Raw genomic sequence first — 15229 nt, forward strand, 5'->3', positions numbered from 1 at the left:
GTCAAGGTTTTTTTATATACAAAAGTAGCAAATGGGAGATACTGCACATCATGAAAAACTTTTTTGGTTTTACAGAAAGAAATACATCCTATAAACAGGAAGTTTTCGCAGGGCTGACAACGTTTCTTTCCGTATCGTATATTTTAGTCGTAAACCCGCTTATACTTAGTCAAGCAGGGATGGATCGGGGAGCTGTGTTTACAGCTACTGCACTTACTGCAATCATTGGTACATTACTTATTGGGCTGCTTGCAAATTATCCAATTGCTATTGCGCCTAGTATGGGGCTAAATTCATTCTTTACCTTTTCGGTTGTTATCGGGATGGGGATTGAATGGCAAGTAGCTTTGACTGGTGTCTTTATTGCGGGAATTATCTTTATGATTTTAAGCTTGATGAAAATCAGGGAAAAGATTATTAATGCGATTCCGGAGGGTTTAAAACATGCGATTGCTGCTGGAATTGGTTTTTTCATTGCGTTTATTGGGTTTAAAAATGCAGGAATTATTGTTGCTAATCCAGATACGATTGTTTCGATTGGTGATTTAACTTTACCTGGAACAGCATTAGCTATCGTTGGCCTCATCATCACAATTATTATGCTCGTTCGTGGTGTGAATGGGGCAATTTTTTATGGGATGGCGATTACAACGATTATTGGAATGCTTGTTGGATTAATTAAAATTCCATCCTCGATTATCGGTACGATTCCGAGTCTTGAACCAACATTTGGTGCTGTGTTTATGAATTTGGATGCAATATTTACACCTGATGTATTAGCAGTAATTTTTACCTTTTTATTTGTTGCCTTTTTTGATACAGCTGGTGCGTTAATTGCACTTACGAGTCAAGCGGGAATCATGAAAAACAATAAGATTCCGAAGATAGGAAAAGCATTGCTTGCGGATTCTTCAGCTGCGTCAATCGGAGCAATATTGGGGACATCTACACCTGCAACAAGTGTTGAATCCTCATCAGGAATTGCGGTGGGAGGAAGGACTGGATTTACATCGATCATCATTGCACTTTGCTTTGCGATTGCATTATTCTTTTCACCAATTCTAGCTGTTATAACGACAGAAGTTACTGCTCCTGCCTTAATTATTGTTGGGGCATTAATGGCGATGGATATTCGGAATATTAACTGGGGTAAAATCGAAATTGTTATTCCAGCATTTTTGACGATCATTATGATGCCATTAACTTCCAGTGTGGCTATGGGTCTTGCATTTGGATTTATCCTTTATCCATTATCGCTCCTTGCGCAAAAGCGTTATAAAGAAATACATCCGATTATGTATGTGCTTTGCTTGTTATTTATTTTATATTTTATCTTTATTGCATAGCGAATTAAAATAAACCTCAGGGTTCGGACACCCTGAGGTTTAATGTATTTAGTGCACATACCGTTTCCGTTTCAATACTACCTGCCAAAGTCCTCGCATTTCACCAATCGCGATTGCTGCTAGAATCAGCAAAACCCCAAACCATCTAGATGGAGCAACATATTCTGCTAATCCAATGTATGCAACGACTACTGATACAGGAAGCTCAATTGCACCAAGGATAGTAGCTAAGCTTGCTGGTAGATGTGGCGTCGACATGGCAAACATGAGTGGTGTTAAAATCAGTCCGCATAGCGCAAGTGCTCCTGCATAGATCCAGATGCTTCCACTGCTTAAGACATTGGCATTTAATGTCATGTGCGGAGGAAATAGAATAAAGATTAATAGAGCTGCACCTGTTACCATAATTGGGGAACGAATCGTTGCTGGAACATCAACTGCTACACGTCCACTGACAATAATAAAAGCGGAATAGGTAAATGCAGAGCCGATTCCAAGCAGGAAGCCAATAAGTGTTATCTCGCTTAATCCGCCATTAAAGACATCTGCTGCGAATAATACACCAACTAATGTTAGTGCAACAGTGAGCAATGTCTTGCCACTTGGTTTTCGACGATAAATGATCCATTCAAACAATACCCCAACCCATACGAATTGGAATAATAAAACAACAGCTAGTGATGCTGGCAGATATTGCATGGAGCCATAATAAAGGACACTTGTTAAACCGGTGAAGCTTCCTGCTGCCATGAGTGAGAGTACGGTTTTGAAAGAAAGCTTTTTAACTGCTTGTGGGTTTCGTTTGATGGCAAATAACCCTATTATCCAGAGGACTGTAAAAGCGATGATTGCTTGTATAACATTGATTTCATTGAGGCTCCAGCCGGCAGCAAAACCTAATTTTATAAATAACGGGTTTAATCCAAAGAAAAAAGCTCCTAAAGAGAAAATAATAATCGCATGGTGTCTTTTCATATAATTTCCCCTCCGTTACGATTAAAAATAATATAATATGAATTGTATTTAAAGAAGACCATCTTATCTATTATAGCATAGCTTCGTGGGTATTTGGATACTACTCACTGTTAAGAATTGCTGGTAAGAGGAGGGGATAATATCAATAGTTAATTGGAGTTTTTTCTAAATTGGAGGGGTACGTTTCATTTGTAAAACGAAAACGAGGATAAGGCATAGCCTCTTCCTCGTTTAGAAGTTTAATAAGGTGCTTTACTCAACTCCGCTAAACCTCTCGAACGACCGTCCCGGCAACCTCGTCATGCGGTAATACGGAACCATCTTCACCTTCAAATGCTTTTCGGTCCTTCATGTATTTAAACGTACTTAATGAATCACGGTAAGCCATGCGTTTAATGATTTGACCAGATGTTAGCTCAGAGCCGTTCTCATTTTCAAGGGCTAGTCCCATTGTTTTATACCCAAGCGTTTGACCGCAAGTTTTTAGTTGTGCATATTCCAAAGACCACATCACAAGAGTTGGAGTAACGAGCGCATGGAAAGCTTCATTTTTAATTTTCTTCTTTAATAAATATTCGACACCGACTGACGCGACACCTGAAATAACACTGTCGATTAAAACTGCTTTTGTACGTTTTTTTGTAATTGCCTTCACAGAAATTCCCCCTGTAAATTTAGTTGTTTCTATTATGTACGAGTACTGCAAGGAAAGGTTTCGCTTTATCGTGAGAAATTTGTTGTTTAATGTTTTTTATCGTGGGATGAAGCTCCTGAACGATCATCAATCCTCACAATATGCCTTATACCAATGGAAAGGCTGAATTTCAGCAAGTGCTTTAAAAGTGATATCTCCACTTGTTGTAGTGATTGCGGCTTTTGTCGTTGGTCCCCAATAAAATAGTCTTTCCTGGCATACCCCACAAGGAGTTAATATTTTAAATGAGCTATTTTCATCATCCCTTACGACACAGATGCTGTGGGTGATTTTTGTATTTAGCTTGTGTGCCTCTAAAATCGCGCCGGTTTCAATACATAACTCAGTGGAAGCGTTGATAACGTCAGGTGCAACACTGGTAAGGATTTCTCCATCATCTGTATACATCGCCGCAGCACCACCCCAGCCAGTGGGGTATCTCTTGACAATTAATTCGGTGGCTGCTTGGTAAAGTGTCCGTTCTAAATTCAATTGTTTCCCTCCTCTCCTTATATAATTAAAGCATAAATGTTGCGCTTCGTTAGGAAAGAAAGTGCTGTAATTGCCAAATTCAAATTTTGATGAGGAGGCAAGCTTGGTTTCGAACAATGGAAGAAGTATGAAACAATTGGAGTTGCAAAGGGGCTGATATCCAAAGAAATATATATAAGCAACGTTGCGAAAATAACAGCTTTGAACAGAAAAGGTAGAGCGCCTTGAAAAAACGAGAATTAATATAGAAGAAATCCAAGATCAATTAAAAAGCTCTCATAACACTGCTAAGAAAGCCCCTTCCGACAGATTCGGTAAAAATAATAAAGCCCGATAAACACAACAAGACCCAGTAAAGTTAACTGAAGATAATAGTTCGCCCCGCTACCAAGTAAATCAAGCGGGCTGCTTGTGCTTGGAGGATTTGCAAGATATAAATAGTTGGATTTTATATTAGGATTAACAAAAAAACCAATGATACCTGCGTAAACTAATAAATAACCATACGCTTCAAACGTGGATTTTAACGTTAATTGGACATCATTTATGAGAACTAGTGCAACGAAAGAAATCGTAATATGATGGATGAAAAAAATAAAGAAACGAAAATTTGGGAAATCGTATGGAAGCTCTGGTGTGAGCAGTGCTAGAAAAGGTGGAATAAATCCAATAAAAAATGTAATCGTAATTAACTTTTTATGTTGTGTTATAAGTGCAATTGCTCCTACTATGCTGGCGATACTGCATAGATGAAGTGGTAGTTGCTCCTTCATACTCCAGATGCCATTGGTTGCTGCCCATACTTGATAGGAGAGTTCCGCTAATATTAATATGCTAAATAAAACCCACCGTAAAGTGTGGTACTGTTTTTTATTGATTTTTTTGTACGTGAAAATGAGCGTAAGCATTACAATAAAATAGATGAGAATTATCGTAATATGACTTGTTCCGAACGCCGTAAAGGGCTCGCCATCTAAGGTTCCAAACCATTCCTTCATCCATATCCATCCTTTCTAAAAGTTAAAAAGACGCTTTGAATCATGGGCTGATAGCAAAGCGTCTTATTACATTTAATTAAGAAAGCATAAAAATTATGCGACTTTATTTATCACGAAGGATAGTTACGACTATGAAACGCTATAAATAGAATGATGCTTATACCTCTAGAAGCTATATGCTTGCAATTCATTCTCCGTTTTAGCCACCAATAATATGGAATCCAGAATCAACATGAAGTACTTCACCTGTCACACCACGTGAAAGATCACTAATAAAGAATAAAGTTGCGTCACCAACTTGATCTTGATCGACATTGCGACGAAGTGGTGCTTTTTCTACAATAACATTTGCTTTTTCGTTAAAGCCGGATACACCTTTAGCTGATAATGTACGAATTGGACCAGCAGAAATAGCGTTAACGCGGATGTCATATTTACCTACATCTTCTGCTAGGTAGCGGACGCTTGCCTCTAAGGAAGCTTTTGCAACACCCATGACATTGTAGTTTGGAATAACACGTTCAGACCCTAGATACGATTGTGTTACGATACTTCCGCCTTCGGTCATCAACTCTTTTGCTGCCTTCGTAACGGCAACAAGTGAGTAAGCACTGATTTCCTGTGCTATTAAGAAGCCATCTCGGGAAGTGTCCGCATATTCTCCTTTTAATTCTTCGCGTTTTGCGAATGCAACTGAATGAACGAGACCATGAATAACGCCTACTTTTTCTTTAATCTCTTGGAATGCTTCTTGAATACTTTCATCACTAGCAACATCACAGGAAACGACAAGCTTTGGCTCGATATCGTTTTGTTCCAATAATTTAACCAACTTTTGGTGTGAACGTTCCTGTCTATTTGTAAAAATTAAGTTTGCTCCAGCATTATGAAGTGATTTTGTAATTCCCCAAGCAATACTTCTTTCATTGGCAACACCCATTATAACAACGTTTTTTCCTTGCAGTAGATTTGACATAATAAACCTCCATCAAAATATCTTTTTTCTATTATAACCTATTAGGACCTGGTGATGAAACTAAAATAAAAATCCGAGTAACTTCTTACAATATCTAGCATAATCTAGCATAAATTCCGTTTGTAATATTCTTTTTATTGTCTTGGAAACCTTAATATATAAGGGGTGTTGCGACTTTTTATAAAAAAACGTAAAAAAAATCAAATTTACCCTTTACAAACATTTCATTCCTGGTTATAATAAAATTCGTCAGTCTGCGACAGGGTGTTTCAAAGTTGTCGTTATAGCTGACTTGAAACCAAAGTATGGCCCGTTGGTCAAGCGGTTAAGACACCGCCCTTTCACGGCGGTAACACGGGTTCGAATCCCGTACGGGTCACCAATATGGAGGATTAGCTCAGCTGGGAGAGCACCTGCCTTACAAGCAGGGGGTCGCAGGTTCGAGCCCTGCATCCTCCACCATTTGCCGGCCTAGCTCAATTGGTAGAGCAACTGACTTGTAATCAGTAGGTTGGGGGTTCAAGTCCTCTGGCCGGCACCATTTTTCGGTATAAGATTAAAGAAATGGTTCATAATATGGAGGGGTAGCGAAGTGGCTAAACGCGGCGGACTGTAAATCCGCTCCCTCAGGGTTCGGCAGTTCGAATCTGCCCCCCTCCACCATTTGTATTGTTGGGCTGTAGCCAAGCGGTAAGGCATCGGGTTTTGATCCCGTGTACCCTAGGTTCGAATCCTAGTAGCCCAGCCATTTTTAATTTTTTTAGGATTGTTCAAATAGTCCGGTAAAAATGACACGTCGAATTTCTTCGTTGGTTTGCTTTTCCGCTACTCACGTATTAATTGCATACGTTCCGTTGCTCAAAGCTGCACCGCCTCGAAATTCTTGGTCCTTTTCAACCTCCATTTGAACTTACATTTTAGGGTTATTTACAAGCTAGCTCTAACGAACACATTTCGTTTTCTACATGAGCCATTAGCTCAGTCGGTAGAGCATTTGACTTTTAATCAAAGGGTCGAAGGTTCGAATCCTTCATGGCTCATCATTTTAACATTATCCAATATTGGATTATATACAGCAGAGATAAAATAAACAAGGTCGTTGTGATAGATGCATACTACCTTGTTTATTTGCATTTTATGTGAATTTTTAACATAATAGATACAGTGAATTTAATTTTAGCGTAGCATTTTTTGGCAATGGGAGCAGGTAGCTTCTAATGAAAAAAACTACGATATCGTGTTATAATTTATTCAATGAAAAATGTAACGATTGAAGTATTGTTTTTTATATAATCAATATTAAAGGATGATCCAGGATGAAATCTTCCAGAATCCCCGGTTTCTATAATATGTCTGTTGAACAACGACGAGAGCTTTTAAAAGATAATTACCATTTTTCTCCGGAAGAATGGAATAATCTATATAGGAAAGAACCTCTATCTACAGAAACTGCAGATAAGATGATAGAGAACGTGATTGGAACATTTCAACTTCCGTTGGGGTTGGGGTTGAATTTTCTTATAAACGGGAAAGAATATATAGTGCCGATGGCTGTTGAGGAAGCTTCTATTATTGCATCTGCCAGCCATATCGCTAAAATTGTCAGAAGTGCCGGTGGATTCCAAACGGAGGCAACGGAACGCGTGATGATTGGTCAAATTCAAGTAGTTGGCTGCTCTGATTTTCAAGCTGCAAAGCAAGCAGTGCTTCATGCAAAGAAAACACTAATCCAAGCAGCAAACGCAGCTTACCCAAGTATTGTTGCTCGTGGTGGCGGTGCACAGGATATGGATGTTCGTATTCTGAATGAAGCAGCGGATTCTGCCTATAGTCAGATGCTCGTCATGCATATGCATATCAATACGTGTGATGCAATGGGAGCGAATATCATCAATACAATGGTTGAATCAATTGCACCAATTGTCGAAGAATTAACGGATGGAAAAGTCTATTTACGAATTTTGTCAAATTATGCCGATGAATGTTTGGCACGGGCACGATGTGTTATCCCTCCTGCATTACTTGCTACAGGTGATTTTTCTGGGGAGGAAGTACGTGATGGGGTGATCCATGCGTTTGAATTTGCTGCATCTGATCCGTATCGTGCTGTTACGCATAATAAAGGTATTATGAATGGAATTGACCCGGTTGTTATTGCGACTGGGAACGATTGGAGAGCCGTGGAAGCTGGTGCCCATGCATATGCTGCAAGGAATGGCAGCTACGGCTCGATGACAACTTGGTCAAAGGATGAAGCAGGTAATTTGGTTGGAGAAATTGAATTACCGATGGCTATTGGAACAGTCGGTGGAGCAACACGAGTGCATCCATTAGCGAAGCTTTCATTATCTATGATGCACATTGAATCAGCCAAAGAGCTTGCCCAAGTGATTGTGGCAGTTGGATTGACGCAAAATCTCGGAGCTTTGAAGGCATTAGCTACTGATGGTATCCAAAAGGGCCATATGGCTTTACACTCTCGCTCTGTTGCGATCGCGGCAGGAGCTACTGGGGAGATGATCGATATCATTGCAGAACAACTAGTTGAACAAAAACAAATCCGTGTCGGAAAAGCTAAAGAATTGGTGGAACAGTATACAAAATGAGTGCAGAAAAAGTAACAACTTCAGAAAAAACAGCTATTGGTATAGCTCATAGTAAGCTAATTTTGATTGGAGAGCATGCGGTTGTACACGGACAACCAGCAATTGCCATTCCATTTCCATTAATTGGTGTTGAAACAGTTATTGAACGTGTACCAGGGTCGGTTAAAATGGATAGTTCTTTTTACCATGGACCATTACATTTAGCGCCGGAATCCTTACAAGGAATCGTCCAGTGTGTTGAAGCGTCGCTAGAATATTTACAAATCCCTTGTAAAGACCTGCTGATTCGAATTAATTCCTCTATTCCGCCTGGAAAAGGGTTAGGCTCGAGTGCATCTGTTGCAATCTCTGTGATTCGGTCATTATTTGACTTTGCTGACCGAGAATGTACGGACGACGAGCTGTTGGAGCTTGCAAATGTAGCGGAGACGTATGCACATGGGGCTCCAAGCGGGCTTGATACGCTCACCATTACATCTCGTTCTCCAGTTTGGTATAAGAAAGAAAACCCAATTGATTACATTGACCTTGGAGAGGATTTCCACTTTATTGTTGCTGACTCTGGAAGAGTTGGTGACACACGTACATCCGTAGAATCCGTTGCGAGGCTTCTCAAGTCAGCACCGAAGCGAATTCAGCGAAAAATGGATCGAATTGGTGAATTAACCCATCAAGCAAAGCATGCACTAGAGCGTGCGGGTAAACATTTCCTTGGGCATTTATTAAATGAAGCGCAAAAGGAATTAGAAGCACTTGGCGTTAGTGATGCTGGGTTGAATAAATTAATTTATTTTGCTCGGAAAGAAGGAGCTTTAGGAGCCAAATTAACAGGCGGGGGCAACGGTGGCTGCATTATCGCGCTTGCCCAAAATGAAGTACATTCGAAATTGCTTGCAGAGAAGCTAAGAAAGTATGGCGCGACAGCAGTGTGGCCATTTGTATTGAAAAAGCAGAAATAAGAAGAATAGAGAGACAAGGGAGATAAAACGATGAAAGCTACAGCAAAAGCACATACAAATATTGCTTTAATTAAATACTGGGGAAAGCGTGATGAACGGCTGATTTTACCTACTAACAGCAGTCTTTCCCTAACATTGGATGGCTTTTCAACAACAACTACTGTAGCTTTTCAGGAGGGTTTATCTGAAGATCAATTTATGCTCGATAATCAGCTTGTAGAGGGTGAGGCATTCCGTCGCGTGACGAAATTCCTTGATTTGATCCGCCAGCTTGCAGGAAAAGAACAGTTATATGCTAAAGTGAATTCAATCAATGATGTTCCAACTGCAGCTGGGTTTGCCTCATCCGCTTCTGGTTTTGCGGCACTAGCGGCAGCGGGTACAAAAGCAATCGGATTAGATTTGGATGATCAAGCATTATCCCGTCTTACACGTCAAGGTTCGGGATCGGCTTGTCGTTCTATCTATGGCGGTTTTGCAGAATGGGAAATGGGTGAACAAGCAGATGGTTCGGATTCGTTTGCTGTTCCGATTGCTCCAGCCCGGCATTGGGATGTTCGTGTTGCTGCTGTTGTCCTTTCGTCTACAATGAAAAAAGTCTCGAGTCGTGCTGGGATGAAGCGAACGGTGGAGACATCTCCGTTTTATTCAGGCTGGATAGATAGTATTCCAAACGACTTGAAACAAATAAAGGAAGCAATTGAAGGGAAAGATTTTGAGAAAGCAGGAAGTATTGCTGAGGCAAATTGCCTCAAGATGCATGCAACGACACTAGCTGCGAACCCTCCATTCACGTATTGGCATGATACGACAATGCGTGTGATGCATGCCATTCAAGACATGCGAGCAGATGGAATTCCAGCATATTTTACGATTGATGCTGGACCAAATGTCAAAGTCCTTTACTTGCCGGAGGATGAAGCACGTGTTAAGCAAAGACTTTCTGAAATATCCGGTGTTTCGGATGTGATTTTAAGTAAACCAGGGCAGGGAATAAGCTATCTTTAGGGGTTGGAATGTCTTGGATAATACATCAATGACTATAAAAGTACCAGGGAAATTAATGATTGCCGGAGAATTTGCTGTTCTGGAGCCATATCAAAAACTAGCGGTTACAGCTGTAGACCGGTTTGTTTATGCTTCAATTGAACAAAGTGAAAGAAACACGCTAACATTGCATGATTTCGACCTCGAGGAATTGGAATGGTCGTACGAAGCGGAGGAAGTGAAAATCCATTCGGATGACAAAAGAACGCAATTCGTATGTGATGCGATGACGGTTGTTTATACATACTTAAAAGAGAATAATGTCCAACCGGGAAAGTTCCACTTAGCGATTCGCAGCGAATTGGATGACAGTTCTGGTATTAAATATGGGCTAGGGTCAAGTGCAGCGGTTGTAACATCTGTAATCACGGCTATACTTAATAAATTCCATGTAGAAAAGCCTGCATCAGAGCTTGTTTTTAGACTTGCGGCTATTTCTCATGTGAAAACACAAGGAAATGGTTCAGGCGCAGACGTTGCTGCTTCATCCTTTGGCGGCATGCTGCAATATGCATCGTTTCAAGCAGAGTGGCTGTTGGATGCATATAAGAATCGAATTTCAATAACAGATTTAGTAGAAAGCACATGGACGTATTATGACGCAAAATCGATACAAATGCCGAAAAATGTCTATTTTTGTGTAGGTTGGACTGGTAAGCCAGCATCGACCTCGAAGCTTGTCGACCGAATTTTACAATTGAAATCAGATAATCCAGAAGCCTTCCAGCGCTTTTTGAATGCAAGTAAATTGGCAGTAGATCAATTTTTGCAAGGGATGGAGAATGCTGATGTGGAGCTTTTATTAAAAGGTGTAAAACAAAATAGAGAGGCGTTAGCAACTGTTGGTAAGGATGCGGATACACCGGTTGAAACGCCATTGCTCGGCACACTATGTGATTTGGCAGAGTCCTTGGGCGGAGCGGGTAAGCCTTCAGGAGCCGGCGGAGGAGATTGTGGTATTGCTTTTATGCCATCGAAACAACAAGCTGATGAATTGATGAAAGCTTGGGAGGAGGCAGGTATTAAAGCCTTAAGCCTACAATCGTATCAATATGGTGCTAATATTATAATAGAATAGATGGAGAATTTGATCATTTTATATTTAATTTTTGCCCAAATAAAAAAGACATTCATTTCCTGCTCCGATGGAGAGCACTTTGATGTCTTTTTTTACCCTATTTGTATCATCTTTATCTAGTAGTGCTTTTGATACGTATTAATTAATTGGTCTAACTTAACACTTGATGCGATAACAGCTTCAGAAGTCAGGTCATGTGTTATAGAAAGTGAAATCATTTCTTCGCGGCATTCTTCAATTTTTTCAATTAAATGATCTTTATTCACAATTCTGTCCTCCTATCTAGTATACTATAATAGAAAAATACCCGAATTATTGCAACAGTAAACGTCTGTGAACATTTTGTGTCTTTTTGATAAAATATTATTTGTACGATTACTTTAGATGAGTTCGATAATTGCCAAGCCTTGGGGCACATGACTTAGTGGGACTATGCAGTGCAGGTAGGAATGTTTTATACTTTTTGTTAAATAAAGTTTGAAACCTTTTTGCTAGATAATCGTATAACAAGTACCGCATAGTAAGCGGAGGTAACCTGATGGATCAATTTATAATAGAAAAAATAAAACAAGTTAAAAAAGGAGATCAATCTGCATTCGCGGATGTCGTTTCCTTTTATCAAGATAAGATATACCAGCATTGTTTGCGGATGCTTGGTAATGCACATGAAGCAGAGGATATGGCGCAAGAGGCTTTTATTCGTGCATATGTGAATATCCATTCGTTTGATGATCGCAGAAAGTTTTCTACATGGTTGTATCGGATTGCGACGAATTTGACAATCGACCGGATCCGTAAACGAAAGCCAGATTATTATCTGGATGCAGAGATCAGAGGAACGGAAGGGTTGGATATGTATTCCCAGCTGGCGAGCGAGGAGCGGCTACCTGGTGAGCAAGTTGAAAGCTTAGAATTACAACGCTATATTCATCACGAAATTTCCCAGCTTCCAGTGAAATATCGAAGCATTATTATGTTGCGTTACCTGGAAGAGTTTTCCCTACAAGAAATAAGCGACATCTTAGATATACCTTTAGGAACGGTGAAAACCCGTATTCATCGTGGGAGAGAAGCTTTAAGAAAAAGGCTTCGTCATGTGTAAAGGAGTGTGAAACACTTGAAATGTAATAAAGAATCGGTTGAATTGATGCATAAATATTTGGACGGTGATCTTTGTAAGGAGGAAGAGATACAGCTAAGGACACATCTGGAAACTTGTGAAGCTTGCCAACATCATTTCCATGAACTAAAGCGTACGATTACATTGATTAAAAGTGCGGAGCATTTCGCGGCGCCTAACGACTTCACGCAGAAAGTCATGGATAGACTTCCGACCGAGAAGAAACGTGTAACCTATAAGCGATGGTTTAAAACGCACCCGGTACTCACCGCTGCAGCAATATTCTTCGTATTAATGATGACTGGAATGTTTGCTTCTTGGAGTGAGGATGGTCAATTAGTTGTCTCAAAACAAGAAGAACTAGTCATTCAAGGAGATACGGTAATTGTACCAGAAGGAGTAACCGTTCCGGGTGACGTACTTGTTAAAAATGGGAAATTGCTAATTAAAGGTACAATTGATGGGAATGTGACATTAGTGAATGGAAAGCTGATAAGCGATGATGAAACGCTAAATGGAGATGGACTCATGGCTTCAGCTGGCGGCGTCAATGGCGAATTAGAAACAGTTGATCAGATGTTTGAATGGATGTGGTATCAACTGAAGAGCTTTTTTAGTGGCGTTTTTTCCTTTTAAACATGTTAAAATAAACCCAGGTAAGGTGGGAAATCTTATCTGGGTTTTTGCCTTCCTAAAGTAATATGTTTTAGCAATATTGTGTTATAATAGATAACGTTCCTATCTTTTGAAAATCAAGCTACATAAGCGTGCTTGTTTTAGTTGAGCGTATAATTAGAATAAATTTTTATTGCAAAAGGATGTGTGCACATGCTTGATGGGGGATTCGATGTAATAGATCTGCTAAGAATAGGCGTAGATATAGCTCTCGTCTGGTATGTATTATATAAATTAATGATGCTGATTAGAGGTACAAAAGCAATCCAGCTTTTAAAAGGGATTGCCGTTGTACTTGTGGTCTGGCTTTTGAGTATATTATTGAATTTACAAACCATGCAATGGCTGACGAATCAAGCCATTTCTTGGGGTTTAATTGTAATCATCATTTTATTCCAGCCGGAGCTACGGAGGGCACTCGAGCAGCTTGGCCGGGGAAACCTTTTTGCTCGGAGTGTAAAGTCAGAAGAGGAAAAGATGCAACAAGAAATCGATGCGATAGTACAGTCGTGTAGCTACATGGCGAAACGTCGAATTGGTGCATTAATTTCGATTGAGCGGGAGACAGGTATTGGTGATTATGCTGAAACAGGTATTGCGATTAATGGAAAATTGACGCATCAGTTGCTAACAAATATTTTTACTCCGAATACACCTTTGCATGATGGTGCTGTCATCATTAAAGAAGGGGAAATCACCGCAGCTGCTTGTTATCTTCCTTTATCAGAAAGTCCATTTATTTCGAAGGAGCTAGGGACGAGGCACCGTGCAGCAATGGGGATCAGTGAGGTTACCGATGCATTGACAATTATTGTTTCAGAGGAAACAGGTGCAGTTTCCTGTACAAAGAACGGAGAACTTCACCGAGATATTGATCAGGACAATCTTCGTACGATGTTAGAAGCCCATTTATCCCTAAATCAAAAGGCTTCTGAGAAAAAGTCGTGGAAACGAAGGGGGAACAAGAATGGATAATTGGTTTAAGAGTAAATGGTTTGTCCGACTTGCTTCTTTAGCTTTTGCGGTGTTCTTGTATATATTTGTGAATGTTACAGTTAATTCTTCACATTCTGATCCAACTTTTTCTGGTAGGTCTGAACAAACACAAACACTTGATGATGTTCCGGTCGAAATACGAATCGATGAAGCAAATTATGTGGTTAGTGGTGTACCAGAGTTTGTTACGGTTAGCTTGCAGGGGAATCCTGGAAACCTGACCCCCCTTATTTTTCAACGTAATTTTGATGTGTATGTTGACTTGCAAGGATTAGAAGAAGGCGATCACGAGGTGAAATTGGAGCACAATATCTCCAATGATCTTACTGTCTTTATCGAGCCAAAGACGATTGAGGTTACGATTGAAGAAAGAGCGAGCGAAGAGTTTGCTGTTGTTGCTGATTTTATTAATGAAGACAAAATGGCACCTGGATACGAGCTGGTTGATTATACGCTCGACCCACCTACAGTTACGATTACAAGCTCAAGGTCCGTTATTGACCAAATCGGTATTGTTAAGGCCTATGTTAATTTAGAAGGACTGGATAGTTCAATAAATAATCGCGAGCTGCCTGTAAATGTGTATGATACACAGGGGAATGAGTTAACAGTCCGAATAGAACCAGAGAATATACAAATATCAGCCGAAGTTGATAACCCAAGTAAGTCGGTACCTGTATCAGTCGAGACAACAGGAGAACTGCCAGAAGGTTATGCATTAAATTCTATTTCTGCTAATGTAGATGAGGTGGAGGTTTTCTCCACGAGTGAAGTACTTGAAGGAATTTCTGAACTTGAGACAGAGGCAATTGATTTATCCGAAATCACCGAATCTGGTACAATAGACGCGCAACTGTCATTACCGGAAGGTGTAAATGTTCCCGATATGGAAACAATTGAGGTAACAGTCGATGTAGAACAGACACGTGTTTTGGAAGGACTAACAATTGAAGAAGAAGGGCTGACGAGTGGCCAAGCAGTTACTTTTGTTGAACCTGATGCCGCCGAAATGGATATTACGGTTACGGGTGACGAAGCCGATATAAAAGAACTAACAGCTGAGGATATTCGTATATTCATTGATTTAAGTGATCTGGAGCCTGGAGAGCATCAAGTTCCAATTACGATTGAAGGGCCAGATACTGATAATATAACGATTACTGGAGAATTTGAAGAAGCTACAATTGAGATTAGTGAAGTGGAACCTGAGTAATGAAATCATTTGTAAGCAGATAGCTGAATTGGATGTAAGTTAAAGGAGAGGTAA

General features: G+C 40.1%; 15 protein-coding genes and 6 tRNA genes. 15 read left to right on the forward strand and 6 right to left on the reverse strand.

Annotated features, from left to right (window positions below):
• The first annotated feature begins 50 nt into the window (after window positions 1-50).
• The gene (locus tag NST46_RS08045) at window positions 51-1346 is read left to right on the forward strand and encodes an NCS2 family permease (RefSeq protein WP_341137022.1); all 1296 of its coding nucleotides are present in this window, start codon (window positions 51-53) and stop codon (window positions 1344-1346) included.
• 48 nt (window positions 1347-1394) lie between these two features.
• On the opposite strand, the gene NST46_RS08050 is transcribed toward NST46_RS08045, so the two are convergent.
• The 5 genes from NST46_RS08050 to fabI all read right to left on the reverse strand — a co-directional run bounded on the left by NST46_RS08050 (window position 1395) and on the right by fabI (window position 5481).
• Window positions 1395-2321 (reverse strand): EamA family transporter, encoded by a 927-nt coding sequence (locus NST46_RS08050; protein WP_095312957.1) that lies wholly within the window; start codon window positions 2319-2321, stop codon window positions 1395-1397.
• Window positions 2322-2586: 265 nt separating this feature from the next.
• Window positions 2587-2976, reverse strand: a complete 390-nt coding sequence (locus NST46_RS08055; protein WP_095312960.1) for an RDD family protein — start codon at window positions 2974-2976, stop codon at window positions 2587-2589.
• Window positions 2977-3102: 126 nt separating this feature from the next.
• Window positions 3103-3507 carry a cytidine deaminase gene (locus tag NST46_RS08060; RefSeq protein WP_095312962.1) on the reverse strand — a complete coding sequence of 135 codons (405 nt, stop codon included), beginning with the start codon at window positions 3505-3507 and terminating at the stop codon, window positions 3103-3105.
• Window positions 3508-3794: 287 nt separating this feature from the next.
• A complete protein-coding gene (locus NST46_RS08065) occupies window positions 3795-4505 on the reverse strand; it encodes a YwaF family protein (RefSeq protein ID WP_341137023.1) in 711 nt (236 codons plus the stop codon).
• 199 nt (window positions 4506-4704) lie between these two features.
• Window positions 4705-5481, reverse strand: a complete 777-nt coding sequence (gene fabI, locus NST46_RS08070) for an enoyl-ACP reductase FabI (RefSeq protein WP_118890154.1) — start codon at window positions 5479-5481, stop codon at window positions 4705-4707.
• 307 nt (window positions 5482-5788) lie between these two features.
• On the opposite strand from fabI, the gene NST46_RS08075 reads away from it, so the two are divergent.
• From NST46_RS08075 to NST46_RS08120, 10 genes are all read left to right on the forward strand, one after another.
• A tRNA-Glu gene (locus NST46_RS08075) sits at window positions 5789-5863 on the forward strand.
• A 4-nt stretch (window positions 5864-5867) separates the two neighbouring features.
• Window positions 5868-5943 (forward strand) — tRNA-Val (locus tag NST46_RS08080).
• Window positions 5944-5946: 3 nt separating this feature from the next.
• Window positions 5947-6022: transfer RNA gene (locus tag NST46_RS08085), tRNA-Thr, on the forward strand.
• Window positions 6023-6059: 37 nt separating this feature from the next.
• Window positions 6060-6144 (forward strand) — tRNA-Tyr (locus NST46_RS08090).
• A gap of 10 nt (window positions 6145-6154) precedes the next feature.
• Window positions 6155-6229: transfer RNA gene (locus tag NST46_RS08095), tRNA-Gln, on the forward strand.
• Window positions 6230-6448: 219 nt separating this feature from the next.
• A tRNA-Lys gene (locus tag NST46_RS08100) sits at window positions 6449-6521 on the forward strand.
• A 276-nt stretch (window positions 6522-6797) separates the two neighbouring features.
• Window positions 6798-8087 carry a hydroxymethylglutaryl-CoA reductase, degradative gene (locus tag NST46_RS08105; RefSeq protein ID WP_341137024.1) on the forward strand — a complete coding sequence of 430 codons (1290 nt, stop codon included), beginning with the start codon at window positions 6798-6800 and terminating at the stop codon, window positions 8085-8087.
• Window positions 8084-9046 carry a mevalonate kinase gene (mvk, locus tag NST46_RS08110; RefSeq protein WP_118890156.1) on the forward strand — a complete coding sequence of 321 codons (963 nt, stop codon included), beginning with the start codon at window positions 8084-8086 and terminating at the stop codon, window positions 9044-9046. The genes NST46_RS08105 and mvk overlap by 4 nt, the downstream gene beginning before the upstream one ends.
• A 30-nt stretch (window positions 9047-9076) precedes the next feature.
• Window positions 9077-10054 carry a diphosphomevalonate decarboxylase gene (gene mvaD / locus NST46_RS08115; RefSeq protein WP_095312973.1) on the forward strand — a complete coding sequence of 326 codons (978 nt, stop codon included), beginning with the start codon at window positions 9077-9079 and terminating at the stop codon, window positions 10052-10054.
• Between the two features lie 13 nt (window positions 10055-10067).
• Complete coding sequence (locus NST46_RS08120) at window positions 10068-11171, forward strand: phosphomevalonate kinase (RefSeq protein WP_118890158.1); 1104 nt, start codon at window positions 10068-10070, stop codon at window positions 11169-11171.
• A gap of 116 nt (window positions 11172-11287) precedes the next feature.
• Here the strand turns inward: NST46_RS08120 and NST46_RS08125 are convergent, their stop codons facing one another.
• Complete coding sequence (locus NST46_RS08125) at window positions 11288-11437, reverse strand: aspartyl-phosphate phosphatase Spo0E family protein (RefSeq protein ID WP_095312977.1); 150 nt, start codon at window positions 11435-11437, stop codon at window positions 11288-11290.
• A 272-nt stretch (window positions 11438-11709) separates the two neighbouring features.
• On the opposite strand from NST46_RS08125, the gene sigW reads away from it, so the two are divergent.
• The 4 genes from sigW (at window position 11710) to NST46_RS08145 (ending at window position 15175) form a co-directional block, all read left to right on the forward strand.
• Complete coding sequence (gene sigW, locus NST46_RS08130) at window positions 11710-12273, forward strand: RNA polymerase sigma factor SigW (protein WP_095312980.1); 564 nt, start codon at window positions 11710-11712, stop codon at window positions 12271-12273.
• Window positions 12274-12288: 15 nt separating this feature from the next.
• Entirely contained in the window at window positions 12289-12927 is a 639-nt protein-coding gene (gene rsiW, locus NST46_RS08135) for an anti-sigma-W factor RsiW (RefSeq protein ID WP_118890159.1), read from the forward strand.
• 192 nt (window positions 12928-13119) lie between these two features.
• On the forward strand, window positions 13120-13941 hold the full coding sequence (gene cdaA, locus NST46_RS08140; protein ID WP_095312984.1) for a diadenylate cyclase CdaA: 822 nt from the start codon (window positions 13120-13122) through the stop codon (window positions 13939-13941).
• Window positions 13934-15175, forward strand: coding sequence for a CdaR family protein (locus NST46_RS08145; RefSeq protein ID WP_095312986.1), 1242 nt, complete (start codon window positions 13934-13936; stop codon window positions 15173-15175). The genes cdaA and NST46_RS08145 overlap by 8 nt, the downstream gene beginning before the upstream one ends.
• Window positions 15176-15229 lie beyond the last annotated feature (54 nt).

Source organism: Oceanobacillus sp. FSL W7-1309, from assembly GCF_038002145.1.
GTDB classification, from domain to species: domain Bacteria; phylum Bacillota; class Bacilli; order Bacillales; family Amphibacillaceae; genus Oceanobacillus; species Oceanobacillus profundus.

What these genes read in the sequence shown, in the direction of transcription:
- NST46_RS08045 (WP_341137022.1), top strand. Translation starts at nt 51, where the DNA reads ATGAAAAACTTTTTTGGTTTTACAGAAAGAAATACATCCTATAAACAG.
- NST46_RS08050 (WP_095312957.1), bottom strand. Translation starts at nt 2,321, where the DNA reads ATGAAAAGACACCATGCGATTATTATTTTCTCTTTAGGAGCTTTTTTC.
- NST46_RS08065 (WP_341137023.1), bottom strand. Translation starts at nt 4,505, where the DNA reads ATGAAGGAATGGTTTGGAACCTTAGATGGCGAGCCCTTTACGGCGTTC.
- fabI (WP_118890154.1), bottom strand. Translation starts at nt 5,481, where the DNA reads ATGTCAAATCTACTGCAAGGAAAAAACGTTGTTATAATGGGTGTTGCC.
- NST46_RS08105 (WP_341137024.1), top strand. Translation starts at nt 6,798, where the DNA reads ATGAAATCTTCCAGAATCCCCGGTTTCTATAATATGTCTGTTGAACAA.
- mvk (WP_118890156.1), top strand. Translation starts at nt 8,084, where the DNA reads ATGAGTGCAGAAAAAGTAACAACTTCAGAAAAAACAGCTATTGGTATA.
- mvaD (WP_095312973.1), top strand. Translation starts at nt 9,077, where the DNA reads ATGAAAGCTACAGCAAAAGCACATACAAATATTGCTTTAATTAAATAC.
- sigW (WP_095312980.1), top strand. Translation starts at nt 11,710, where the DNA reads ATGGATCAATTTATAATAGAAAAAATAAAACAAGTTAAAAAAGGAGAT.
- cdaA (WP_095312984.1), top strand. Translation starts at nt 13,120, where the DNA reads ATGCTTGATGGGGGATTCGATGTAATAGATCTGCTAAGAATAGGCGTA.
- NST46_RS08145 (WP_095312986.1), top strand. Translation starts at nt 13,934, where the DNA reads ATGGATAATTGGTTTAAGAGTAAATGGTTTGTCCGACTTGCTTCTTTA.